This window comes from Listeria immobilis, assembly GCF_014322845.1.
In the GTDB taxonomy this organism is placed as follows: domain Bacteria; phylum Bacillota; class Bacilli; order Lactobacillales; family Listeriaceae; genus Listeria; species Listeria immobilis.
The window spans coordinates 33,534-59,301 of record NZ_JAASUA010000014.1; the positions used below are offsets into that span (position 1 = coordinate 33,534).

A 25,768-nucleotide genomic window follows, 5' to 3' on the forward strand; every position below is an offset into this window, starting at 1 on the left:
TAAATAGTTTTATTTTAATGTTTCCATTTCAAAGTTTTTGTCGGTTAATTCAAATTGCCCTTTCAATCCAGAAGTTTCGTATACTTTTTTATCTTTACTAATAAAAATAGCATCTACTCCTTTAAATTGTTCAATGTAATCCATTCCGCCTTTAACACCTTTGGAGAATGTAGCAGTGGATAGGCCGTCGCCATCGATTGATTTTTTGGATACAATCGAAACTCCTGCAATATCGTTATCAAATGGATAGCCGGTTTTCGGATCTAAAATATGGTGGTATGTTTTTCCATCCACTTCTAAATATCGCTCATAAATACCAGATGTCACAATCGACATGTTCGCTTCTGGAAGTTTCCCAATCACACTACCTCGAGGGGAAAATGGATCTTGAATTCCTACATTCCACTTATTACCATTTGGATTATTTCCTTGTACATAAATATTTCCGCCTAAATCAATAATGGAAGTCGTTACTTTATTTTCTTTAAATACTTTGAGCGTTTCATCTGTAATGTATCCTTTAGCAATCGCTCCTAGATCAAGCTCCATTCCTTCTTTTTCAAGATAAACAGTTTTGTCTTTATCATTCATTTTGACGTTTTTGTAATTAATTAATGGTAAAACAGCGTCAATTTCTGCTTGTGAAGGTTTACGTGCATCAGAAAAACCGATGTGCCATAAAGAGGTTAACGGACCAATGGTAATATCAAAGCTTCCTCCAGAGTTTTCAGAGTACTTAAGCCCTTCTTGAATTAGATAGTAAATATCATCTGACACTTTTACTGGTTTTTTTCCAGCTTGTTCATTTATTTTATCTACTTCTGATGTTTTTCCAGAGTCACTTGTTGTAATCTTAGCTGCTAATTCTTTAATGCGATCAAAGCCTTTATCAAGAACGGCTTCTTTATCTTTATCATAAATCTTTAATGTAACCACTGTCCCCATGAGGAAGTCGGTTTTAGAGTATGGTTGATCAATTAGGTTTTTCGAATCACTTGGTTTTTCAGCTGTATCTTCTTTGGCGTTTCCACAAGCTGACACAACGAGCACCAACATAATTATCGAAAGTATTAATTTCCATTTATTCATTAGCTTTTACACCTTTCTAATCATGATCTTTACTTGAATAACTATAGCGTAATTAAAGGAATAAATCTACAGTAAAAGGGGGCAATTCCTTGTTTTTCGATAAAAAAATCGGCTAGCCCAAGAATAAGGGCCAGCCGTTTTGTACGTTTCTTTGCAGAAATTATTCAGCTTCTACTAGGTTGTACACTTTAATTGTATCTGTGTTACCATTTTGAGCTGCATTTTCAAGTTGTGCAGCGTAGATTTTGAATTGGTTAGAAGAGTTAGTTGCACCAGAAACTGTATCTACTTCAGCAGGAGCTTGTTTATCTACAAGAGATTTGTTAAGTGCTGGAATATATTCAGCTGGACCAGTACCTTCTTTTGCTTTCATATTTTTTTCATACTCAGCATCGTCTGATTTAAGGTTGCCGTCTTTATCAACATAGTTGTAATCAGATTTAGTGATTTTACCATCTTTTACTTCAATGCTGAATGCCACACGATAATTGTGTGAGTAGTTTTGTTCTTCTAATTTATAAGTTCCATCTTCCATTTTAGCTAAATTGTTGATGGAAATTGTAGTTGTATCAGCTTTTTGTGCTGCTTGGATTAATTGGTTAGCGTAGTTAATGAAAACGTCAGAAGAATGAGTTGCTCCTGAAACTACTTCTACAGATCCTGCTGCTTGTTTTTCAACTAAAGAATCATTTAGTTGTTTCAAGTATTCTTGAGGACCAACGCCTTCTTTTGCTTTCATAGCTTTTTCGTAGTCTGCATCTTCAGATTTTAATTTGCCATCTTTATTTTTGTAATCATAGTCGGATTTTGTGATTTTGCCATCTTTTACTTCGATGGACATAAATGCTTTCCAACCATTGTCATCGTAATTTTTTTCTTCTAATTTGTAAGTACCATCAGTCATAGTACCATCAGTTTTTGCTGCTGTTTTCTTTGTTTCTGTTTGTTTTGTGTCTGAGTCTTTCTTGTCCTTGCTGCTATCATCGCTACTACCGCAACCTACTAGTAATAAACTTGAAGCCATTACTACGGTAATACCCATTGCTACTTTTTTCAATTTCATATTTGCTCCCACCTTTTGTTTTATTAAAACGTTGATTGTGATAACGTGAACACAGACGAATAATCCGGTAAAGCGATATCACTTTTACAATACAAATGATACCATCAGCGCCTCCTTTTGTCTACTGTAATTCTATAGACGTAATTTATCTAATTTTCTAAAAAATGACTATTGATGTATATCGTATTAATAAAAGCACACTTGCTAAAGAAAATTGGAAACAAAAATGCCTAAAAACCTAGTAGAAACAGGGACTTTATAACTGCTTAATTTTATTCTATTTGTATAAAGTCCTATTTTTCACTTTTTAGATTAGAATTATTCTATACTATCTAGACATTAGTAGGAGGTTTCTGTTAAACTATGATAGGTTATAATAATACTGTGGGGAATTTTGGACTCATTTTATTTTTGTGAATAAACTTACAAGGAGTTGAGGAAGCATATGCCTGAAAAGAATATTGTCTTAATTGGGGCAGGATATGCAGGTGTACACGCTGCTAAGAAATTAGCAAAGAAATACAAGAAAGACAAAGACGTTAATATTACATTAATTGATCGTCATTCGTACCATACGATGATGACTGAACTTCATGAAGTTGCTGGTGGTCGTGTTGAACCAACTGCAGTTCAATATGATTTACGTCGTTTGTTTAATAGAACAAAAGTTAATCTTGTAACTGATAACGTGACGCATGTAGATCATGATAAAAAAATTGTAACAACAGAACACGGAAGCTATCCATTTGATTACCTAGTATTAGGTATGGGCGGCGAACCTAATGATTTTGGAACACCTGGTGTAAGCGAAAATGGTTTCACACTTTGGTCTTGGGAAGATTCTGTTAAGTTACGCAAACATATTGAAGAAACTGTAACAAAAGCATCTCTTGAACAAGATGTAGAAAAACGCAAAGCAATGTTATCATTTGTTGTTTGTGGATCCGGTTTTACTGGTATCGAAATGGTTGGGGAACTTTTAGAATGGAAAAATCGCTTAGCAAAAGATAACAAAATTGATCCTTCTGAAATTAAATTAGTTGTCGTAGAGGCAGCTCCAACTATTCTTAACATGCTAGAAAGAAGAGACGCTGACAAAGCAGAACGTTACATGGTTAAAAAAGGTATTGAAATCTTGAAAAACGCTGCAATTGTTGAAGTTAAACCTGATAGCATTGTGCTTAAATCTGGCGAAGAAATTCCAACAAGTACTTTAATCTGGACTGCTGGTGTTCGTGCTAACTCTGATACAAAAGATTACGGCATGGAAGCTGCTCGTGCAGGACGTTTAAAAGTAAATCAATATATGGAAGCAGAAGGTCTTAAAGATGTTTATGTCGTTGGTGACCTTGCTTACTTTGAAGATGAAGAAGGCAAACCAACACCGCAAATCGTTGAAGGTGCTGAACAAACTGCTCTAACTGCAGCGAAAAGTATCATCGTTGAAATGAGCGGTACTGGTGAAAAAGAAGCCTTCCAAGGTAAATATCATGGAGTTATGGTTTCAATTGGCGCTAAATATGGCGTTGCTCACCTTGGTGGTATGCATCTATCTGGTTGGTTCGCTATTTTAATGAAACATATGGTTAACCTTTATTACTTCTTTGGTATTCGTAGTGGTTATTACATGTGGCAATATGTTATGCATGAATTCTTCCATATTAAAGATCACCGTAATATCTTCCGTGGTTGGACTTCTCGTTACGGAAACGTACTATGGACACTTCCATTACGTGTTTATCTAGGTTGGTTCTGGATTGACGAAGCTCTTTCTAAAATCTACGGCGAAACAACTTGGGATAAAGTAAGTATTACGAATTTAAAACCATTATTTAATGGTGTTGGTTCTGATTCTTGGTTAACTGCTACAACTTCTAAAATGCCATTCGAATGGTTACAAACTTCCGCTACATCTGGCGCGAGTCAAGCTGCCGGAGATGCTGCTGGTGCTGCTGCAACAAACGTAACAACACCAATTCTTAGTCATATGCCTGGTTGGTTTGAATGGATTATGAAACTTCTAATGCCAAACCTTGATGTTGCATTAGTTATGCAAAAAGTTGTTCCTTTTGTTGAACTTGCAATTGGTCTTGCTATGGTTGTTGGTCTATTCACTTGGCTAGTAAGTATCGGAAGTGCCGGATTCCTAGTAATGTTCACTCTAAGTGCTATGCTTGGTTGGGACAAATTCTGGGCGTTACCAGCTTCTATCGCACTTCTAAATGGTGCTGGTCGTACATTCGGTCTTGATTATTGGGCAGTTCCTTGGTTCCAAAAACATCTTGGTCATTGGTGGTACGGAAAACCAAAATCTGTTTATAGAGACAAATAAAATAACTACTAGTAAAATTTAAATAAAAAATCGGGAGTGCATCCAAAAGCCGTTTTTGGCATAGGAAGTGCTTCCGTTTTTATTATTTATTCGTTTTCTGGACTTTTTCCTATTATATTTGAGCGATATCCTTTAAAATAGGATTTGGATATGACTTTTGAAAAGGAGGCAATGCGGTGAAGAAGTATTTATATATGGTAAAACGTTGGGATATTATTATTATTTTATCTCTTTGTGTGCTTTCCTTTTTACCGATTGCTATTTTTTCATTTGTTAAAGCGAATGAACCGGCTCCTGCTAGCGGAAAAACAGAACTTATCGCGGTTATTTCGGTGGATAGCAAGGAATATAAAACCGTCACACTCACGGGACATAAGGGGACTGAAAGCTTTGATGTGACACAACCCGATGGACATTCTAATACTATCGAGGTTTCAGGCGAAGAAATCCGGATTAGTAAGGCGAACTGTAATGATCAAGTATGTGTCCGAACTGGCGCGATTGACAAACAAGGAGATACTGTTGTTTGCCTACCGCATAAACTAGTAATTGAAGTAAAAGCGAGCGATGGGAGTTCAGGTGATTCAGATGATCCAATTATCTCTTCCTGACCTTATCCTCTAATAGATAGGAAAGTGTTTCTATGACAAAAAATAGACGATTAGTATATATAGCACTACTAGCCGCACAAGCAGTTGTTATAAGTTTGCTGGAACGCGCGATTCCGTTTCCTTTTGCCTTTGCACCAGGAGCAAAATTAGGACTTGCTAATATCATTACTTGTATTTCACTCTATACGTTATCAGCAAAAGATACATTTATGATTATTTGCATTAGACTTGTATTATCTACTTTGCTCGGCGGAACGATTTCCACGTTTATGTATAGTGCTGCGGGGGCGATACTGAGTTTTCTTGGGATGTGGCTAGTCCAAAAACTTGGGCCAAAACGTGTTAGCATTATTGGGGTTAGTGTTACTGGTGGAATTCTGCATAATGTTGGGCAACTTGTTATCGCAAGTTGGATTGCAGGTACTTGGTCGGTCATGCTTTACTTGCCAGTATTATCATTTATCGGGATTCTTTCAGGTATCGCAGTCGGTATCGCTGCAAACTATCTACTAAAAAACGTCCAAACATTACGCATGTTTGCCGATGCAAAACAAAATCAAGCAGCGACACAAAAATAATATTTAAAAAAGGAGTTCAATATGCAACTTCATGCTATGTGGGATGACTATCCTGCGCTTTCCAATGATTTAAAAGAAGTTTTACAAACAATCGAAAAAAATATTAAAATTCGAGATAAGCGTGTAGAGAAAAATGTCAAAGATTTGATTCATGCTGGCGGAAAATTACTTCGTCCAGCTTTTGCACTTCTTTCAGCTCAAGCTGGACCTGAGTTTGATAAAGATCGTGCTGTTTCTATAGCAGCTGCACTAGAAGTCCTTCATATGGCCACCCTTATTCATGATGATGTAGTGGATGACTCACCTTTACGTCGTGGCGTTCCAACCATTCATTCAAAATATGGCCGGAATTATGCCGTTTATACGGGGGACTATCTGTTTTGCATTTGTTTTAACATTTTATCTGCCCACGCATCTTCAGTGGAGAATATTGAATTTAATAGTAAAAATATCGAAAAGATTCTAATGGGTGAACTAGACCAAATGCGTACAAGTTACAAAATGGATGTTACTGTGCGTGAATATTTAACACGAATTTCTGGTAAAACAGCTCAACTTTTTGCGCTTAGCTGTTATTCAGGCGCTAGCGGTAGTAAAGCATCGCGTATGACTGTTGCCAAATGTTATAATATTGGTCACTATCTTGGTATGGCTTTTCAAATTATTGATGACGTTCTTGATTATACAAGTACAGATGAAGGGCTTGGAAAACCAGTTTTAAATGATATGAAACAAGGTATTTATTCACTTCCGCTCATTTATGCGATGAAAGGGCATTTGGCGGAATTCGAACCACTACTTTCAAAAAAATTAGCTATGTCTGATGAAGAGTCTAAACAAGTTTTAGCACTTATTTCAAAATATAACGGCGTTGAGCAAGCATTTAAACTAGCAAATAAATATACAAACAAAGCTCTTCGTGAAATTAAAAAATTACCAGCTGGCGCATATCGAGATGATATGTACCGCCTAACTAAAAGTATTCTAGATCGAGATATTTAATTTATTTAGAACATTTCTCTTTAGTGAGTTTTGTTCTAAAATTTATCTCTTATTGTGAAAATACAAACATGAAAGCGTGATGAACGTGATTCGATTTTTTAAAATAGCTTTACCCTTAATTCTAGCTTGTTTTTTAGTTGCTTGTAGTTCAGCGAGCGGCCAAACGGAAGATATTACTACACCTATTGAAAAAAACCGTGATTTATCAATAGTTGAGACAACAGATGTTCATTATCTTGATCCGTCGTTAACAGATGATGGAACTGCATTTAAAAAATATGTAGCTGCCGGTGATGGTAAACAACTTGCTTATAGTAATGAAATAACCGATGCTTTTTTAGATGATATTAAAGCGAAAAAAACAGATGTGTTAATAATCAGCGGCGACTTGACCAACAATGGCGAGAAAGCTAGCCATGAAGGATTAGCAAAAAAACTCAAAACGGTTGAAAAAACAGGAACACAAGTATTTGTTGTTCCCGGAAACCATGATATTAATAATCCTTGGGCACGCAAGTTTGAAAAAGATAAGCAACTACCAACTGATACCATTACACCAAAAGATTTCAGTAAAATTTATGGTGACTTTGGTTATGATGAAGCGATTTCTAATGATGATTTTTCACTAAGCTATCTAGCTGCTCCCTCTTCAAAAGTCTGGTTGTTAATGCTTGATACTGCTATTTACAAAACAAATATGCAGCAAGGTACACCAACAACAGAAGGTGGATTAACAGCAGGTACATTAGACTGGATAAAAGAATGTAGCGCTCTAGCCAAGAAAAATGGTGCTAAACTTATCCCTGTAATGCATCATAATTTAACTGACCATAGCGATGTAATCCAAAAAGGCTACACAATTAATTACAATCAGCAAGTCATTGATACACTTACCGCGGGCAATATGGACTTTTCTCTTAGCGGACATATTCACACCCAAAATATTCGTGAAGCAGAAAGTACAGACGGTAAAAAAATAACAGATATTGTGACCAATGCGTTGTCTGTTTATCCACATAAGTATGGAAATATTACTTATGATGCAAAAAAAGAAAATTTCACTTACCAGTCGGAAAAACTAGATATTGAAGGTTGGGCGAAAAAGAATGGCGCAACAGATAAAAATCTGCTGAATTTTGATGCGTTTGATTATGAAACTTTTTACAACAGTGGTTATGACAAAGCAATTACGGATTTGATGACGAATGATTCCTTTAACTCGTACAGTCAATCGGATAAAGAAAAGATGGCTGATACGATGGCATTAAATAATATGTATTTCTTCGCTGGAACTGCCCCGCCAAAATCTGCCGGGATGGCTTTATGGGACTCCGCTCCAAATTCCTTTTTGAAAGAATATATTTTAAATACCTCTAATCCACCGAAAAAAAGTAATGATTATTATGTTAGCCCCTAACCAAAACCCCCGATAGCCATATGCTGTCAAGGGTTTTCTTAGTTATATTAGTTAGATGCAGCGGCGGCACTTGCTGCGGCTGCTGCACTTACTGCTACCGCTTGTTCCATAGCAATTAATATATGCACATTTACCATTAAACCTTCTAATTGCTCTTTACTCATTTGACCAGCTTGCTTTTCTGTATACATGCTTATCGCTAGCGCTACAACAAAATCTCGGCCAAATTTTAGTCCTGGCTGTTGTATTAGCTCATCAATTAAATTAACTAAACCAGAGTCTATTTTCCGTCCATCCATTACATATGCCAAAATACCAATGCTGGAATAATGTAACGGTTTGATTTTAACCCCTTTTCGTCGCAATTCTTCTACAATATTATCCACTTTTCTTATAAACCCACTATTTTCTACCCCATAAATAAGCGTTCCTGTTGTTGCCAAAAATTGCAAACTATCATTCTTGCGGAAGCCTTTATTGGCAAAGCCTTGAAAATAATATTCTGTTATTGCAGCTAACTTTGCTGTATCTTCTTCTGGCAAATTAGCTAAAAAAACTGCGGTTGTCACATCTTCGCTTTTTGTTAAAAATGGATGGTCTTTTTTGAAAAGCTCATGAATCGTTTTTGCTTTTCGCGCTGTAAAAACTGGGTCGACCGAATTCAGCAATAAATAGGCAGCAAAATAAGTATATTCTGTCCGTTTAAAACCTACATCAATTAATGTTTTGTAATTGGAAATGACCTTGGTTACGGAATTAGCGCTGTTACTGGCTAGCAGTAGTCCAGCTAAGGAAGCACGGACATTTCCATTAAGTGCTGTAAAAAAACCTAATTGTTGCTTAATTTCTTTATTTACTTCACTAAATTTTTCCGGATTAATCACTTCATTATTCCCTGCAAAAAGCCGAGCAATTAGGAAACGGATGCGCTTATCAACAAAACTCACACCACTTGTTTTTACTAAATCATAATTTTGCATTAACAATTTTGTCGCCTGATTACTATCAAAAACATATTCTGAATTCATAGTTGCACTCCTTTGTAATTTATTATTTTGTTTAAAATTCTTCTACGTACAAACCATCAATAAAAGACTCAAAATCCTTGGCTAGCCAGGTAATCTTGTAGCCAGCCTCTTGATCAATATGAACGACTTCCGGTTCACCCTGTTTTCCGCATTTTCGGTAGTCTAGAAAAACCATATCATGCCCTGCGGAAGGACAATCTGCAATCGCCAAACCAATTGGCGGATAGCCCCATTCACTTACCCAAAAATCCGTATTAAAGTGCCCATTTAGCGAATTACTAGCGTGACTACCAATACCCATTATCCCAGTAATCGCAGCACAATCTTCAGCCCATGATGTACTTTGTTTTGTAGCAATAGAATCTCGGTGAACATACCCTCCATTTTGCGTGTGGCGCATTAAATAAATATAGGATTCTGGCAATTTATACCCTAATTCTCGTTCTATTTCCACCACTCTTTGCGAAGTTGGGTATACGTCAATGTAGTCATTAGCAGAAGTTTCCATCCAAAGCCCTTTAAGACTTTCCTCTTTAAAAAAACGACCTGTTTCACTAAAAAAATCTTCTAACTCTTTTAAAATTTGCTTTGCTTGCTCTTGTTCAAAATAGAATGCATCAATAGGGAGATTTTTGTCTTTTATATTTGCCAAACTAGCAATTAAGTGTTGATAAATTTCTGGAAATCTTTCGCCTTGTTGATAAAGAACATCACTCAGTAGCACAGTCGCCGGAAAAACATTACTTACATTGGTTTGATTTAATTCTCGCTCCCAAACATCTTCGAGCAACCGGATTGCTTCCTTTGTCTTTCCTTTATCCAAATAATATTGTGCTTTTTTTGTTAATAACATAAAACCCACCTTAGAATATTTATAGCTCTATTATAACAAAAATCTAGGAATATAAAATTCCTAGATCACCTTTTATAAATTCATTCCGAGTAATGGAATGCGGACTGTATATTTTTCCACTAATGCCTGGTTATGCTCGTCTGCATTTTCGATATTACCGCTAATAAATACTGGTGGTGTGAAATTATCCTGCACCATTTTGTCAATTGCTTCTGCAAAGACGGCTTGTAAAATAGCTGCTCCGGTTACTGTTGATGTCGGAGCGAATGGAATATCAAATTTATCTGCTTTTAAAACTGCATCACCTTTAACCGCGCCATTATCAATAACAATATCCCCAGTATCTGATAGACGTTTTCCTGATGTGTGACGAGATTGTTGGCTTGCGGAGTATTGGCGTGACGTAACAACGATAATGAAAGCTCCTTTTTCACGAGCAATTTCAGCTACGTCAATTGGCACAGGATTACGACCAGATGTCGATAATACTATCATAATATCCCCTGGACGAATATCCTCAGCGTTCATAAATGTTTTCGCATAATCATTTTTCCGTTCAAGAACAGAGGATGCCGCTGCGCCCTCATGTAGCATTAACGGTTCATGTAAAATTGGGTGAATTGCTGCTAAGCCACCCGCTCTATAAAATACTTCTTCCGTTAAAATATGCGAATGTCCGCAACCAAACAAATGAATGATACCATCGTTTTCAATTGATTCTGCTACTTTAACACCGGCTTTTTTTATGGCGTCTGCTTCAGTATCTAGTATATTTTCTAATAACCGAATAGTAATATCGATATAATTGTTTAGCATTTATTTCCCCTCCAACGCAACCATGATTTTCTCAATTTCTTCGGGTTTTGTTCGTCCAGTCGCTTGATCAATGGTTTTCCCAAAAATATGCGGCATATAAAAAGGAATACCTGTTTTTTGGATAGCTGTGGTTATTTCATAAATATTTTCTGCACCTATCCCGCCGGCTGGTTCAATGCCATAAATCCCTTTATCAGCAGCTACTTTGGCTAAATAAATAAGCTCGTCTAAATATTTAGTACCTTCCACGCTCATAAATTTAATTGATGGAATACCCGCTGAAAGACAATAGTCTACTGCTTCTTCCGCTGTAATCTCATCTCCAGAAGATAATTTTACAATACCGATTTTCCCGGTAGGACGAACTAGTGCATTTGTATAAGTTTCTGGTAACAACTTATTTGTTAAACCAGCTGTTTCGATTGGTTGGTTGATATGGCAATCTGGTTTTAAGCGTGCAATATGAAGAACATTACGCCAATTATTCCAATCACCACCGCCACCTAGGCCAACACTTACAACTTCTGCTGTCTTTTGTAAGTCATCTATTGCTTTTGCAGCTTCTTCAGCAGTTGTATAGTTTGTTGCAACAATTCCGGGAACCGCATAACCACGTGCGGCATCCATTACTTCTTTTCCATTTTCTTTATCTTTCGCTAAAAAATTAAATAGCGCAAAATCATTCCATTTCGGTAAACTTTCGAATTTTTTCTTGTTCAATTTTTATCAACTCCACACATGTTTTTAACGTTTTTTCAATTAAGTATTCGCCTTTTTTCGCTGTTGCTAGGGTTGCTTCTCCTAGAACGGCTGTCTTGGTGAAGTTTTGCCATGGGGTTGGTGTAAAATCCGCATCAATTGGTAAAATTGGCGGATCATCAATCGCACGAGCCATATTAGCATTTTCCGGGGATAGATACAGCATAAGGGATGTTTCGATTTCGCAGGCGTGAATGTATGTGTGATGACTTGCTTTACCTTCCCTTACATCCATTGCGAGTTTTTGGATATTTGGGTAAAAAATATGCAATGTAATCATATCTGGAAATTTCGCAAATAATTCTCGGGCTGCATCTTTTAACGCTGCCATATTTCCAAGGTGTCCACTCACTGGAACAAACAACCGAAACCCTTGTCTATAAAGACTTTCGCCAATTTCAACGACCATTTTTGTCACTGTTTCATTGGATACAGTCAGGCTCCCTGGAAAATCTTGCAAACTCCACACTTGACCATAAGGCAATACCGGCAGAACAAAGGCACCTGTTTCTGACGCTATTTTAGCAGAATATTCCGACGCTAAAATATTGTCTGTCCCCAGCGGCAAATGCGGCCCGTGCGCTTCAACTGCCCCAATCGGTAAAATCACTGGGGTTGTTTTGGTGATTTTTGCACCAATATCAAATGAATTTTCATCTGCATATAACACAGATTTCACCTCCTATTTTTTAAAAGTGAAACATCTTGCTGGATTATCAATGAAGAATTTACGGATTAATTTTTCCCCATCAAAACCTTTTTGATTGGCCTCATCGATAAAACGAGGCACCCATTTTTTAGCAATATACTCAAGTCCTGGCCCATAACCATAATGTTTATAATATGTTTTCCGCGCGGTATCTCCACTCACAAGAATTTGGTCCTCAAAACCTTCCGATACTAAATATAAAATAGCTGCTATTCGTGCGCTTTCTGGAGCATATTTTATTTTTGCAATCCCATCAAATGACATAAATGCACCCGTTTTTGCAACTTGTTTATGATAATAAGGGTCTAGATTGCGATCCATATGACCGATAGAAAGATATTCAAGATTAACATTTTCTTGTTTTAAAATTTCTATTTGTTCCAATGCCATTGTTCCAGCTTCTGTATGCGAATGAATCGGCGCTTTTGTCTCATGGTGCGCTCTTGCAACGGCGCGTATCGTCTTTTCTTCTAAAGGGGTAATCATATTGTAGCCAGTTCCAAATTTCACCTGACCAGCCTTATATGCGGTTCCTTCAAGCCCTTCTTCTACTTCGCTTACGACAAATTCAGTTAGTTTTTCAATGGATGTCGCTTCAATCCAATCATAATATCTTTCAAAATCACCAATAATTGGTTTAAGTTCAGGTTTAATTTTCCCATCCCATAAGAAGCTTTTATTAAATCCAGCTGTACCAACAATTTGAATACCTGTTTCTTTGGAGATTTGCGCAACATCCGCTACCCTTCTGCCGTAATCAACCGCAGTGGCATCAACAATTGTTTTCCCACCTAAATCAGCAAAATCCTGTACATCTAATTGTGATTTCGCTTTATCATCTAATAGTAAATCATCTGCCTTACGCTCTTGCCAGTAAGCAGGAACACAAACTATATGTTCATGCGAGTAAGTAAATCCCAACTGATCCGGGGTAATATCTCCATAAAAAGTACGAATAAAACTCATTTTTATAACTTCCTTTCAAAAAACCTCTTCCTCTTGAATGTTAGACAAGGAAGAGGTTTTGTTTTTACTTAAAAGAATAACTTCGCTAGCATGCTAACAATTGGTCCGAGAATAAACATATCCGAGTCTGCCGCCCACATTGCTGTATCTGGTACCGTTGTATTGATAAAGAAAGTTACCATAATATATTGACCCCAGGCGACAACCGTAGCTGTTAAAAATCCCCCTATTAATGCACCTCTGACCCCACCAGTCGAGTTACCGAATACTCCAGCAACAGCTCCGTGGAAGAAAAGTACAATCATTGTTGGAACAAATACGTAACCAACTGTATTTCCAAGTACTACTAACCAGATAATCGCGCCGATAAAAGCACCTACAAAACCGATAATCACGGAATTTGGCGCATATGGATAAACAATCGGAGCATCTAATGCAGGTTTGGCACCTGGAACTAGTTTGGTTGCAATACCATTGAAAGCTGGTACAATTTCACCAATAAACATCCGTACACCTACAAGAACAATCGCAATCCCTGCTGCAAAAGTAAATGATTGCACGATTGAGTAAACGATAAAACTTTGATTTCCAGCTTCTGCAATTAGTTTTTCTGCTCCAGGGGTTTTCTTAATCATTAAAATCACTGCACCAACTACAAACAGAATCCCCATTGTAAGAGCAGTAATAACATTGGAATCACGTAAGAACTCTAATTTTTTCGGCAAATTAATATGTTCTGCATCATTTTTCTTATTGCCAAACACTTTTCCAAGCAATGCAGAAAGAATCGCAACACTGGAAGAAGTATGTCCCAATGCGACATTATCATTTCCGGTAATTTTACGTAAGAACGGTTGTGTAATGGCTGGTTGCAATGTCCAGTAAAGCCCCATGATAATCGCTAAGAAGAGCACTAGTCCCCAAAACGGAATATCTCCCCCAACCGCTTGAACAGTAATCCCGGCAAATATTGTCGTTGTCCAAAACATCATATGTCCAGTCAAATAAATGTATTTAAACGGGGTAAATCTTGCTAATAACACGTTAACTAAAAATCCAAGTGTCATTGCTAATGTAACGGCACTACCAAATTTAGCATTAAAAGTTTCTTGACCTAAAAATCCAGCGAGTGGCGGCGTTTCAAGCCCGAATACCTCTTTCCACATTGGCTCAAAAATCCCAAGTGAACCAGTAATAACTGCGGCACCAGCATTAATAATTAAAAATCCAATAATTGCTTTGAAAGTACCGCTAATAACCTGGCTTAAATTTTTCTTTTGTAAAAGCAATCCAAGTAATACGATAAATCCTAAAAGTATAGCTGGGGTCCCAAAAAAGTTATTGGCAATCCATGTAATAATCTCCATTTTTTTCCCACCTTTTTTGACTTATTTAGTTATTTATTGCCGTAGACAACGCATTTTTAATTTCTGCATTATCAAAGTAGTTATTGACGATAATTACTTTGGCATTTGTATCATTTCCTAGTGTTTCTGCTAATTCTTGACTTGTAACAATAATATCCGCATTCATTGAGCGAGCTGCTGATACATCAATATGCTCGACATCTGCATCCACACCCATGTCTCGTAAAACTGTTTCTACATTCATTCGTAAAATTAAACTGGTACCTTGACCAAGTCCACACACTGCTAAAATTTTCATCATTATCCCTCCACTAATTCTCCAATTGCTTGGTAATCTTTTGCTTGCATCATTTTTTCAATATTATCGTTATTACTAAGCAAGGAGACAATTTTTTGAATAACTGTTAAATGCGCCTCACTTGAAGTTGCTGCGAGTCCAAATACTAATCGCACGGGATCATTTGCAGCGTGTCCGAAATTCACGCCTTCTTTTAATACGACTAGAGAAACTGCTGAATTTTTTACACCATCAGTTGGTCTTGCATGTGGTATCGCTATTTGAGGCGCAATAACAAAGTACGCACCATTTTCATGATAAGATTCCACCATTTTTGTTACATATTGCTCGCTTACATAACCTGCATTTACTAATAATTCTCCTGCTTGCGTGATGGCTTCATCCGCTTTCTTTGCTGTTCCCTGCAGATTTACAAGCTCTTTATCCAAAAAAGACATATCTCTTCATCCCTTCTAACTAATTGATAGCGCTATCAATAACTTACACTTTTATTATAGATGCAGTATGACTGTTTAAAAAAGCCCAATTCCTTTCTTTTTGAAAGTGCAAAGAATAGACTGTTACATTTTGTTGTTAGCAGACATGCAAAAAAGCCAGCAGAACTTTTTATTGTCCAACTGGCTTTGTTGCTTTATTTTATTATTAACATTTCAGCAATTTCTGCTACTGTTTCTGCTTTTTCAATCTGCTCAAGCAAGTGATATTTCATAATTAAATTCGTAAGTTGACTTAATGCATTTATATGTGTGTAGGAGTCAATGGAAGCGAGCACAATAATTAATTTGACTTGATCTTTCGCTTTACTTGAAAATGAAACTGGCTGATTTAATCGTAATAAGCTCATTCCAAGTCGAAACACCCCATCATCAGCCGACGCATGCGGAAGTGCAATTCCTGGGGCAATAACAATATACGGACCGAGTTTCTCAATATTTTCAATCATGGCATGTGGATAGTTTCTTGATACATATCCTTCTTGTTGTAGCGGTTTTGAAGCAACTTGAATTGCTTCACGCCAATCAGCTACATTTTCTTTAAAAACAATTCGTTCTTTTGGCAAAAGTTCTTCAAGTGTCGGGGATTTTTCAAATTGACTGTCTGGTTGTACTTGGAATAAAACAGATTTCAATTTCGACGCCAATTTTTCACGATCTTCTACTTTTGCATATTGATCGACCACATCAAGTACAGACGATAACATCCGCGCATCCGAATCTTTTTGCAAAATATGCGGGGCAATCGCCTTCATAAGTTGTTGTTTCTGCACTTCGGTTAAAATTGGGCTAACGATGAAAACTGGCGCTTTTGGTTCCATAATGGGCAAAGTAGAAACGATAAAGTCCGGCGTATAAATCCCTTTTTCAAATTCACGGATGGAAATCGGCTCCAATATTTCGACTCGTTCGCCGAGCAATTGCGAAAGTTGCCGTTCAATCATCCGTGAAGTCCCAACTCCTTTTGAACAAACAATTAAAAGCTTTTTCCGTTCAACTAACGTATTATTTTTACGCGAAAGATAGCCTCCGAATAAAATCGTTACATAGGCTATTTCATCTTCTGGAATTGTTTCTCCGAGTAAATCTTCTAATGGTTCTAATGATTTTTTCGTAATTTCATAAACATCACTATAACTCTGTTTAATATCTGTACGTAACGGATTAATCCATTCAATTTGGAACTTAAGGCGATAATAGGCTGGTTGTAAATGAAGTAATAAGTCTTTTTTTAAATTGCGATGGTCTTCAAAATTCACACATGCGAGCCGTTCAAATTCAGCAATTATTTTCTCAACGATAATATCTAATTTTCCTGCGACAGCTGCATTATCATTTAAACGACTAGCGCCAAGTAAAAGTTTTCCTAAATAAGTGATTTCCGCATGGTTGATTTTAAAATCTTCTGTTTTCTGTAACTGTTCATAAATTTCCTGCGCAATATCAAAAGATTCTACTTTCTGTTCTTCCTGTTCATTTAAATAGCAATCTCGCTTCATTCGTTCTTTAAAGAACAAGATCATAACGCCAATTCGCTCAATAACTTCATCTGTATAGCGAATACCAATTTTTTTCTCTGTCACTGCTAATATTTCAAATATCGTATCTAAATGTGGAAAAAGTTCTTTGTTTTTAATCATTGGATTTATTTTCATTAAATCGAGCAGCTGATCCGCCATTGCTATTTCTTCATTGTTCATACAATAATGAAGGAAAAATTGGCGGATACTTCGCTCGTCACCAACAACCATATTGCCGTTTTTACGATCATATGTAAGCTTTAGATTAAACTGTTTGAGGGCTAATTTTAGTTGTTTAATATCTTGTAAACTTGTATTACGGCTGACTTCATTGCATTCATTAATTGTATCTATGATTACTCTCGCATCTGTTATAAGCAGAAAAAATAAAATACGAATGCGACGTTCACTTGCCGAAAAAACTTTGTGCCTCGTTTCCCTATTTTCAAGAAGTTCTTTAATTACTCCTTTTTCTTCTTCCAATAAATAATAGCCTTGTCCGCGAACTGATTGAATACCATCCAGTCCAGCACCATCTAATTCTTTATTGATTTTTTCAACATCGTATTGAAGTGTTCGCTTGGAAATTCCAAGTTCTTCCTGTAATTTCTCGGGTGCAAGGTATACATTCGCCACTACGAGTGATTCAAGTAACGTCATATTTCTGGCATCCAATTGTACCATTTAATCTACCTCCCTGATTTCGGTCTAGAAGGTAAAAAGATATGTCTATCTTAAGGTTATGCGAAAATGTGAAATTTTTCAAGTGTATTTTAGTTTTATGTATAAAAAAACCGACAAAGCTAAATAGCTTTGTCGGTTTGAAGTGTATCAGATATTATTTGCTGATGTTAGAAACAACGCCAGCGCCTACTGTACGTCCACCTTCACGGATGGAGAATTTTGTACCATCTTCAATAGCGATTGGTGCAATTAATTCTACTTCAAGTTCAATGTTATCGCCAGGCATAACCATTTCAGAACCTTCTGGAAGCGTAACAATACCAGTTACGTCAGTAGTACGGAAATAGAATTGTGGACGATAGTTGTTGAAGAATGGAGTATGACGTCCACCTTCTTCTTTAGTTAAAACATAAGTTTCAGCTTTGAAGTTAGTGTGTGGAGTAATCGAACCTGGTTTAGCTAATACTTGACCACGTTGGATATCTTCACGAGCAACACCACGTAGAAGTGCGCCAATGTTGTCGCCAGCTTCAGCGTAGTCTAGTAATTTACGGAACATTTCTACTCCAGTTACTACTACTTTTTTGCTTTCTTCTTCAATACCGATAACTTCTACTTCGTCACCAACTTTAACTTGTCCACGTTCAACACGCCCAGTTGCAACAGTTCCACGACCAGTGATTGAGAATACATCCTCAACTGGCATCATGAATGGTTTGTCAGTATCACGTTCTGGAGTTGGAATGTAAGAATCTACAGCTTCCATTAACTCATCAATTTTAGCTTCCCAATCAGCTTCACCTTGAAGTGCTTTAAGAGCTGAACCTTTGATTACAGGAATGTCATCGCCAGGGAATTCATATTCAGTTAATAGATCACGAATTTCCATTTCAACTAATTCTAGTAATTCTTCATCGTCAACCATGTCACATTTGTTCATGAATACAACGATATATGGAACACCAACTTGACGTGAAAGTAAGATATGTTCACGAGTTTGTGGCATTGGGCCATCAGCAGCAGATACTACTAAGATAGCTCCGTCCATTTGTGCAGCACCAGTGATCATGTTTTTAACGTAATCGGCATGTCCTGGGCAGTCAACGTGTGCATAGTGACGGTTGTCAGTTTGATACTCAACGTGTGCAGTAGAGATTGTGATTCCACGTTCTCTTTCTTCTGGAGCACCGTCAATTTGGTCGTAAGCTTGTGCATCAGCAAAGCCTTTTTTAGCAAGTACAGTTGTAATTGCAGCAGTTAAAGTAGTTTTACCATGGTCAACGTGTCCAATAGTACCAATGTTAACATGGGGTTTAGAGCGGTCAAATTTTTCTTTTGCCATTTTAAAATATCCTCCTCGATAATTCAATAATTATTTTTTACTTAGCTTAAATTTTAAACTAAGTAATACTTCTAACTAAAGTTATACTTGATGTTGCGAAAAAAATCAATTAATCTTCTTTGTTGTTTCCACCATTAGCTTTAATGATTTCTTCAGCAATAGATTTAGGAACTTCTTCATAGTGGTCAAATTGCATAGTGTATACACCACGACCTTGCGTACCTGAACGAAGGTGAGTTGCATAACCAAACATGTTTGCAAGTGGTACAAATGCGCGAACAACTTGAGCGTTACCGCGAGCTTCCATACCATCTACACGACCACGACGGGAAGTAATATTACCCATGATATCACCAAGATATTCTTCTGGGATAACAACCTCTACAGCCATCATTGGCTCAAGGATTACAGGGTCACATTTCTTAGCAGCATTACGTAAAGCCATTGAAGCAGCCACTTTAAAGGCCATTTCATTGGAATCGACGTCATGGTAAGATCCGTCGTAAAGTTTTGCTTTGATGTCAATCAATGGGTATCCTGCAAGTACACCATTATCTAGTGCGCCTTCAAGACCTGCTTGAACAGCTGGGATGTATTCACGTGGAACAACCCCACCAACGATTGCATTTTCAAATTCAAATCCTTTACCTTCTTCATTTGGTCCGAATTCAATCCAAACGTGACCATATTGTCCACGTCCACCAGATTGACGTACGAATTTACCTTCAACTTGAGCAGATTTACGGAATGTTTCACGATAAGAAACTTGTGGATCACCAACGTTAGCTTCAACGCGGAATTCACGTTTCATACGGTCAACAAGAATGTCAAGGTGAAGTTCACCCATACCAGAGATAAGTGTTTGGCCAGTTTCTTGGTCTGTTTCAGCACGGAAAGTTGGATCTTCTTCCGCTAGTTTCGCAAGAGCTTGCCCCATTTTATCTTGGTCAGCTTTCGATTTAGGTTCGATAGCTACTTGGATAACTGGTTCTGGGAATTCCATGGATTCTAAGATAATTTGATCTTTTTCATCACATAAAGTGTCCCCAGTAGTTGTATCTTTAAGTCCAACAGCAGCAGCAATGTCACCAGCGTATACGATTGAAATCTCTTCACGGTGATTAGCATGCATTTGAAGGATACGTCCAACACGCTCACGTTTACCTTTAGTCGAGTTTTGTACATAAGAACCTGAGTTCAAAGTACCAGAATAAACACGGAAGAAAGTTAAGCGTCCAACATAAGGGTCAGTCATAACTTTGAATGCTAGGGAAGAGAATGGTTCTGAATCATCAGCGTGACGAGCAGCTTCTTCTCCATCAGGCAATACGCCGTTAATAGCTGGAACATCTGTTGGTGCTGGAAGGTAATCAAGTACTGCATCTAACATTGGTTGAACACCTTTGTTTTTAAATGCTGTACCACAAACTACAGGATAGAACTCAACGTTAAGTGTTCCTTTACGGATACCTGCTTTAAGTTCTTCTTTTGTAATTTCTTCGCCTTCTAGATATTTCATCATTAGCTCTTCGTCAAGTTCAGCAACTGCTTCCACTAACTTACCGCGGTATTCATCTGCTAATTCTTTTAGATCAGCTGGAATTTCTTTAATATGAGGATCATTTCCTAAATCATCTTCGTAATATAATGCGTTCATTTCGATTAAGTCAATGATACCTTCAAATGTATCTTCGGCCCCGATTGGGAGTTGGATTGGATGCGCATTAGCAGCCAAACGTTCATGCAAAGTACCTACAGAATATAGGAAGTCTGCGCCGATTTTGTCCATTTTGTTGACGAATACTACACGAGGAACCCCGTAAGTAGTAGCTTGACGCCAAACTGTTTCTGTTTGTGGTTCTACACCAGATTGTGCATCTAGAACCGCTACAGCACCATCAAGTACACGAAGCGAACGTTCAACTTCAACTGTGAAGTCTACGTGTCCAGGTGTATCGATAATGTTTACTCGGTAGCCTTTCCATTGAGCTGTTGTCGCAGCAGAAGTGATTGTAATACCACGTTCTTGCTCTTGCTCCATCCAGTCCATTTGAGAAGCACCTTCATGGGTTTCACCAATTTTGTGAATACGCCCTGTATAGAAAAGGATACGTTCAGTAGTGGTAGTTTTACCCGCATCAATGTGGGCCATGATACCAATATTACGAGTCTTTTCTAAGGAGAACTCTCTAGCCATGTTGTATTTCTCCTTCCATTAAAACAATTTTTCAGGCAATAACCTGGAATTTGTTAGTGATTTTTTTACCAACGATAGTGCGCGAACGCTCTGTTAGCATCAGCCATTTTGTGTGTATCTTCGCGTTTCTTAACAGAAGCACCAGTATTATTGGCAGCATCCATGATTTCGCGAGCAACACGTACTTCCATTGTTTTCTCTCCACGAAGGCGAGCATAATTTACTAACCAACGAAGACCAAGAGTAGAACGACGGTCAGCACGTACTTCGATAGGCACTTGATAGTTAGCACCACCAACACGGCGAGCTTTAACTTCAAGAAGAGGCATGATGTTCTTCATAGCTTGTTCAAATACTTCCATTGGATCTTTACCAGTTTCTTGTGCAATGATATCGAATGCGGAATACAGGATAGCTTGAGACTTTCCACGTTTTCCGTCAACCATCATTTTATTGATTAAACGAGTTACTAGTTTCGAATTATAAATCGGATCTGGTAACACGTCACGTTTAGTAACAGGACCTTTACGAGGCATCGGATATCCTCCTTTCATATTTTATAAGTATTATTTTTTAGGTTTTTTCGTACCGTATTTAGAACGGCTTTGTCCTCTATTTTCAACACCAGCTGTATCAAGAGCGCCACGAACGATATGATAACGTACCCCTGGTAAATCTTTTACACGTCCACCACGAATAAGAACAACACTATGTTCTTGTAAGTTGTGACCAATACCAGGAATGTAAGCTGTTACTTCAATACCATTACTCAAACGTACACGGGCATATTTACGAAGCGCCGAGTTAGGTTTTTTAGGAGTCATGGTACCAACACGAGTACATACGCCACGTTTTTGCGGAGAGTTAACATCTGTTAATTCTCTTTTAAAACTGTTTAGGCCCTTGTTCAAAGCAGGTGATGTAGATTTTTTAATTTTAGATTGACGAGGTTTGCGTACTAATTGGTTAATTGTAGGCATGGGATAAATTCCTCCTTCCTTATTTAGTAGTTCCACACATCCAGGTGGTTCATTTTTTCGGTAAAATAAAATGGCTGTAAGATCGACCTACAACACTGTTTTATTTTCAGACCTCTTTCTATAGTAGAGGCACCTTGAATATCATAACACCTTAAGCTGGAGATGTCAAGGTGGTTTCGATATAATTTACCGTGGATATTGTTTGATTATTCACAATGATTGTATTAATATAAATTTAAAAAAGGATGATGGAGATGGAATGGACAACTTTGTTACACCGTAAAACATTAACGAGAAAGAGAACTACTAGCAACAGGGATTTAAGAAGCGCATTTGAAAATGATTATCAAAGAATAATATTGAGTGCTTCATTTCGCAGACTTCAAGATAAAACGCAGGTTTTCCCTCTAGAGAAAAATGATTTTATTAGAACGAGATTAACGCATTCTTTAGAAGTTTCTACAATCGCTAAATCGATGGGGACTTTAGTTGGAACACAAATTGTTGAAGAGAACATTGATCCGAATTTCACAGAAACAAACATTCGAGAATTGTCTGATCTTTTAGCATCGGCTGGATTACTTCATGATATTGGAAACCCACCATTCGGCCATTTTGGGGAAACAGCTATACGACAATGGTTTGCAAAAAATTTTCCTTCCCTTAAATTGAATAATATTCCTGTTGAGACAATTTTAGATTCACAAATGCGAGAAGATTTTTTGAATTTTGAAGGTAATGCACAAGTTTTACGTGTTGTAACTAAATTACATCAACTTTTTGAAACGAGTCACGGCATGAATTTAACTGCCGCAACACTGAATTCGTTTATTAAATATCCTGTAAATTCACTAGAAATAAATAAAAAGCATATAAAAAGCAAGAAAATGGGTTACTTTTATTCTGAGGAAGATATATTCAAACAAATCGTAGAGAAAACAGGAACTTTTCAAAAAAGACATCCAGTTACTTTTTTATTAGAGGCAGCAGATGATATTAGCTACTTAATAGCTGATTTAGAAGATGCCATAAAAAAAGGTATTCTTACTATCGATGTCATTTTAGACACATTAAAATCTCAATTTGAGAAAAGTAAGGATTCTATAATACGCTATAAATATGATGAATTATCTGAAATAAAAAAGAATGGCACACAAGACATATGCATTTTCCAAGAATGGTCTACAAGATTTATTAGAGGAGGATTAATCAAAGCAGTTGTTAAAACTTTCTTTGATAATTATTCTGAAATAATGGATGGTACTTTTGATAAAGCTCTTTTAGAGTCTAGTAATGTTAATAAATTAGTAGAAGCTTTAGAAAAGGTTTGCTTTACCCATGTATTTACAGATAAAAAAATTATTGCCTCTGAACTTGCAGGCAAAAAAGTAATTTATGGTTTGCTAGATTTATTTATTCCTGCCGTCCTCTGTTATGATTCAGGCTATGATGATCCTAATGAAGATGAATCCAAGCGGTTACGCCAACTTATGTCTGATAATCAACTTTCATCTTACAAAAAACATTCTAAAGATAAAAACGATATGGAAAGACTTTATTTACGCTTATTATTAGTTACTGACTTTATATGTGGTATGACTGATACTTATGCAAAAGATTTATATCAAGAACTTAATGGCATCTATTAAAAAAACAGCAATCTCAGAGATCAAACTGAGGTTGCTGTTTTGCATTTAACTTAATCCATTCAACCGCTGATATAAATCTTTCGCGTAGCTGTCGGTCATTCCGCAAATAAAATCTGTTACGAGTAGTAGGCGGAGATAGAGTTTCATTGTTTCGCTCTCGCCTTCTGCATTTTTGCGGTAACAACCTAAATAATTATCGGAAATTAAAGTTAGCAAGCGTTTATCTTTAGCGGTTTGGTGTTCTGGTGCTTCACTATCGTAATAAATGACTGCTGGAATAAATGTTTCCAGTAGTTTGGAGATTATCTCATTACCTGCAATTTCAGATTCGACAATACCTTTATCTTGGTAAATATACGTATATGAAAGGCTTTGCAGGATTTGGACAAGTTGTTCTGCTTCTGAAGCGTCAATCAGTGAATCATTAAAAGTCCCCGCCATAATAGCTTCGTAGTTTGCATAAAACACTTCAAGTGAGCGATTAATTAGTTGACCACGGACATTGGAAGCAAGCCATTGTTGCACGATAAAACTTTCTTCTTGCCCAGCGTAACGTTCACTTTTTTTCTTGAGCTCGCTATAACACGCAGCTGTAACTTTATTATGTTCTTCTACTTCTTCAAAACCTTTTAAAATTTGCGTAATGTTGACAATGCCTTTTTTCACTCCATCTTCTAGGTCGGCGTTGAGATAGGCAATATCATCAGCTACTTCAAGTAAATAAGTGAGTGGGTGGCGATTATCTAACGCTTCTGTTGCTGTTGTTATTTCATTAAATAGTGATTCATCTGCATAAAAATAGCCCAATTTTTTACTTTTGATTTGATTTTTATTTATTTTTAAGGAAGAAACTGGATATTTTATGACAGCATTTAGAGTTGCAAAGGTTAGATTTAGTCCATACTGATCGAAAAGATAATGTAGTTTTGATACTACACGAAGCACTTGCGCATTACCTTCGAAGTAATAGAAATCTTCTTTCATTTGCGGTGTTAGAATTTCGGCTAAACTTTTATTTTTATAAGTAATTGTGGCTAAATTATCTCGAAACCACTCGCGAATGCTTTCTTCACCAAAATGACCAAATGGCGGATTACCCATATCATGTAAAAGACCTGCACAAGCAAGGATTTCCGGAATTTTCTCTGCATGGTCTTTGGTAAAGTCTTTATCTAGTTTTTCTTCTTGGATTGTGTGGGTTACCATGTTTCCCATTGATTTAGCGATTGTGCTTACTTCCATAGAATGTGTCAGTCTTGTTCGAACAAAATCACTTTTTTCTAGTGGAAACACTTGCGTTTTATCTTGCAAGCGGCGAAACGATGCGCTCATAACGATTCGTTGAAAATCATTTTCGAATGCGCTACGTACGTCGGTATTTTTAGAACGAGTGACACCTGATTCGCGGCGGCGTTTATCGTTTAGAAGTTTATCCCATTTCATTTATATCACGTCCTTTATAGATTGCTAAGTTGTTCCATCTCTGTTTTTGAGAGTCTATGTACGGTCCATTCTGACATTTGTTCTGCACCGATTTTTTTATAAAAGTCCATACCTGATTTATTTTCATTTAGACACCACCATTCGAATCTACCACAATCTCGTGATAATGCAAGTTTAGCAAGATATGCGAAAAATTGTGTTCCTAGTCCTTTGCCACGCATTTCTGGAATGATATATAGGTCTTCTAGATAGAGTCCTTTTTTGCCTAATAGAGTAGAAAAATTATGGAAAAATAACGCAAAACCAACTGGTTGCTCGTTGTATTCTGCTATAATAACTTCCGCTGCTTTTTGCGTGAAAAGTGAATCGTGTAAATCTGCTTCTGTGGCAACTACATCACGCTCAATTCCTTCATGTTTTGCAAGTTCTAAAATATAATGAAGGATTAATTCGGTATCTGCTTCTGTGGCATTTCGAAAAGTTAATTTTGGCACTTAGATGCTCCTTTTCATTTTATTTTAAGTATAAGCTAGTATCCCCATTGTATCAAACAAAAAAAGCATTCTATTAG

General features: G+C 37.0%; 24 protein-coding genes. 6 read left to right on the plus strand and 18 right to left on the minus strand.

What is annotated here, in order from left to right; genetic code table 11:
• Window positions 1-9 precede the first annotated feature (9 nt).
• Together HCJ45_RS13795 and pplA are read right to left on the minus strand one after the other, a co-directional pair.
• Window positions 10-1,089 (minus strand): FAD:protein FMN transferase, encoded by a 1,080-nt coding sequence (locus HCJ45_RS13795; RefSeq protein ID WP_187125182.1) that lies wholly within the window; start codon window positions 1,087-1,089, stop codon window positions 10-12.
• 160 nt (window positions 1,090-1,249) lie between these two features.
• Window positions 1,250-2,152 (minus strand): extracellular electron transfer flavoprotein PplA, encoded by a 903-nt coding sequence (gene pplA, locus HCJ45_RS13800; RefSeq protein WP_187125183.1) that lies wholly within the window; start codon window positions 2,150-2,152, stop codon window positions 1,250-1,252.
• 445 nt (window positions 2,153-2,597) lie between these two features.
• Between pplA and HCJ45_RS13805 the strand changes: the two genes are divergently transcribed.
• The 5 genes from HCJ45_RS13805 (at window position 2,598) to HCJ45_RS13825 (ending at window position 8,092) form a co-directional block, all read left to right on the plus strand.
• A complete protein-coding gene (locus tag HCJ45_RS13805; RefSeq protein WP_187125184.1) occupies window positions 2,598-4,484 on the plus strand; it encodes an FAD-dependent oxidoreductase in 1,887 nt (628 codons plus the stop codon).
• A gap of 176 nt (window positions 4,485-4,660) precedes the next feature.
• Window positions 4,661-5,095 carry a flavin-based extracellular electron transfer system protein EetA gene (gene eetA / locus HCJ45_RS13810; RefSeq protein WP_187125185.1) on the plus strand — a complete coding sequence of 145 codons (435 nt, stop codon included), beginning with the start codon at window positions 4,661-4,663 and terminating at the stop codon, window positions 5,093-5,095.
• Between the two features lie 32 nt (window positions 5,096-5,127).
• Entirely contained in the window at window positions 5,128-5,673 is a 546-nt protein-coding gene (gene eetB, locus HCJ45_RS13815) for a flavinylation system FAD exporter subunit EetB (protein ID WP_185348037.1), read from the plus strand.
• A 21-nt stretch (window positions 5,674-5,694) separates the two neighbouring features.
• Complete coding sequence (locus HCJ45_RS13820; protein ID WP_185348039.1) at window positions 5,695-6,675, plus strand: polyprenyl synthetase family protein; 981 nt, start codon at window positions 5,695-5,697, stop codon at window positions 6,673-6,675.
• Between the two features lie 85 nt (window positions 6,676-6,760).
• Window positions 6,761-8,092 carry a metallophosphoesterase gene (locus HCJ45_RS13825; protein ID WP_185381351.1) on the plus strand — a complete coding sequence of 444 codons (1,332 nt, stop codon included), beginning with the start codon at window positions 6,761-6,763 and terminating at the stop codon, window positions 8,090-8,092.
• Window positions 8,093-8,139: 47 nt separating this feature from the next.
• Here the strand turns inward: HCJ45_RS13825 and HCJ45_RS13830 are convergent, their stop codons facing one another.
• From HCJ45_RS13830 to rpsL, 14 genes are all read right to left on the minus strand, one after another.
• Window positions 8,140-9,120 carry a DUF4003 family protein gene (locus HCJ45_RS13830; RefSeq protein ID WP_187125186.1) on the minus strand — a complete coding sequence of 327 codons (981 nt, stop codon included), beginning with the start codon at window positions 9,118-9,120 and terminating at the stop codon, window positions 8,140-8,142.
• Window positions 9,121-9,151: 31 nt separating this feature from the next.
• Window positions 9,152-9,973, minus strand: a complete 822-nt coding sequence (locus HCJ45_RS13835) for an SMI1/KNR4 family protein (RefSeq protein ID WP_187125187.1) — start codon at window positions 9,971-9,973, stop codon at window positions 9,152-9,154.
• A 72-nt stretch (window positions 9,974-10,045) separates the two neighbouring features.
• Window positions 10,046-10,789 (minus strand): SIS domain-containing protein, encoded by a 744-nt coding sequence (locus HCJ45_RS13840; RefSeq protein ID WP_185348045.1) that lies wholly within the window; start codon window positions 10,787-10,789, stop codon window positions 10,046-10,048.
• Window positions 10,790-11,509 carry a KDGP aldolase gene (locus tag HCJ45_RS13845; protein WP_187125188.1) on the minus strand — a complete coding sequence of 240 codons (720 nt, stop codon included), beginning with the start codon at window positions 11,507-11,509 and terminating at the stop codon, window positions 10,790-10,792.
• Complete coding sequence (locus HCJ45_RS13850; protein ID WP_187125189.1) at window positions 11,469-12,218, minus strand: creatininase family protein; 750 nt, start codon at window positions 12,216-12,218, stop codon at window positions 11,469-11,471. Before HCJ45_RS13850 ends, HCJ45_RS13845 begins: the two co-directional genes overlap by 41 nt.
• Window positions 12,219-12,230: 12 nt before the next feature.
• Window positions 12,231-13,223, minus strand: coding sequence for a phosphotriesterase family protein (locus HCJ45_RS13855; RefSeq protein ID WP_185348051.1), 993 nt, complete (start codon window positions 13,221-13,223; stop codon window positions 12,231-12,233).
• Between the two features lie 68 nt (window positions 13,224-13,291).
• The gene (ulaA, locus tag HCJ45_RS13860) at window positions 13,292-14,590 is read right to left on the minus strand and encodes a PTS ascorbate transporter subunit IIC (RefSeq protein WP_187125190.1); all 1,299 of its coding nucleotides are present in this window, start codon (window positions 14,588-14,590) and stop codon (window positions 13,292-13,294) included.
• Between the two features lie 25 nt (window positions 14,591-14,615).
• A complete protein-coding gene (locus HCJ45_RS13865; protein ID WP_185348077.1) occupies window positions 14,616-14,888 on the minus strand; it encodes a PTS sugar transporter subunit IIB in 273 nt (90 codons plus the stop codon).
• Between the two features lie 2 nt (window positions 14,889-14,890).
• On the minus strand, window positions 14,891-15,325 hold the full coding sequence (locus HCJ45_RS13870) for a PTS sugar transporter subunit IIA (protein ID WP_187125191.1): 435 nt from the start codon (window positions 15,323-15,325) through the stop codon (window positions 14,891-14,893).
• A 194-nt stretch (window positions 15,326-15,519) separates the two neighbouring features.
• Window positions 15,520-17,586, minus strand: coding sequence for a BglG family transcription antiterminator (locus tag HCJ45_RS13875; protein WP_187125192.1), 2,067 nt, complete (start codon window positions 17,584-17,586; stop codon window positions 15,520-15,522).
• 154 nt (window positions 17,587-17,740) lie between these two features.
• Window positions 17,741-18,928: an elongation factor Tu gene (tuf, locus tag HCJ45_RS13880; protein ID WP_187125193.1), complete on the minus strand. Its 1,188-nt coding sequence runs from the start codon at window positions 18,926-18,928 to the stop codon at window positions 17,741-17,743.
• 109 nt (window positions 18,929-19,037) lie between these two features.
• On the minus strand, window positions 19,038-21,125 hold the full coding sequence (fusA, locus tag HCJ45_RS13885) for an elongation factor G (protein WP_185348602.1): 2,088 nt from the start codon (window positions 21,123-21,125) through the stop codon (window positions 19,038-19,040).
• Window positions 21,126-21,190: 65 nt separating this feature from the next.
• Window positions 21,191-21,661: a 30S ribosomal protein S7 gene (gene rpsG / locus HCJ45_RS13890; protein ID WP_003753956.1), complete on the minus strand. Its 471-nt coding sequence runs from the start codon at window positions 21,659-21,661 to the stop codon at window positions 21,191-21,193.
• A 30-nt stretch (window positions 21,662-21,691) separates the two neighbouring features.
• Window positions 21,692-22,105, minus strand: coding sequence for a 30S ribosomal protein S12 (rpsL, locus tag HCJ45_RS13895; protein ID WP_003720973.1), 414 nt, complete (start codon window positions 22,103-22,105; stop codon window positions 21,692-21,694).
• Window positions 22,106-22,359: 254 nt separating this feature from the next.
• Between rpsL and HCJ45_RS13900 the strand changes: the two genes are divergently transcribed.
• Window positions 22,360-23,754: a deoxyguanosinetriphosphate triphosphohydrolase gene (locus HCJ45_RS13900; protein WP_187125194.1), complete on the plus strand. Its 1,395-nt coding sequence runs from the start codon at window positions 22,360-22,362 to the stop codon at window positions 23,752-23,754.
• 45 nt (window positions 23,755-23,799) lie between these two features.
• On the opposite strand, the gene HCJ45_RS13905 is transcribed toward HCJ45_RS13900, so the two are convergent.
• Both HCJ45_RS13905 and HCJ45_RS13910 read right to left on the minus strand, forming a co-directional pair.
• The gene (locus tag HCJ45_RS13905) at window positions 23,800-25,197 is read right to left on the minus strand and encodes a deoxyguanosinetriphosphate triphosphohydrolase (protein WP_187125195.1); all 1,398 of its coding nucleotides are present in this window, start codon (window positions 25,195-25,197) and stop codon (window positions 23,800-23,802) included.
• 14 nt (window positions 25,198-25,211) lie between these two features.
• Window positions 25,212-25,691, minus strand: coding sequence for a GNAT family N-acetyltransferase (locus HCJ45_RS13910; protein ID WP_187125196.1), 480 nt, complete (start codon window positions 25,689-25,691; stop codon window positions 25,212-25,214).
• Window positions 25,692-25,768: the final 77 nt, after the last annotated feature.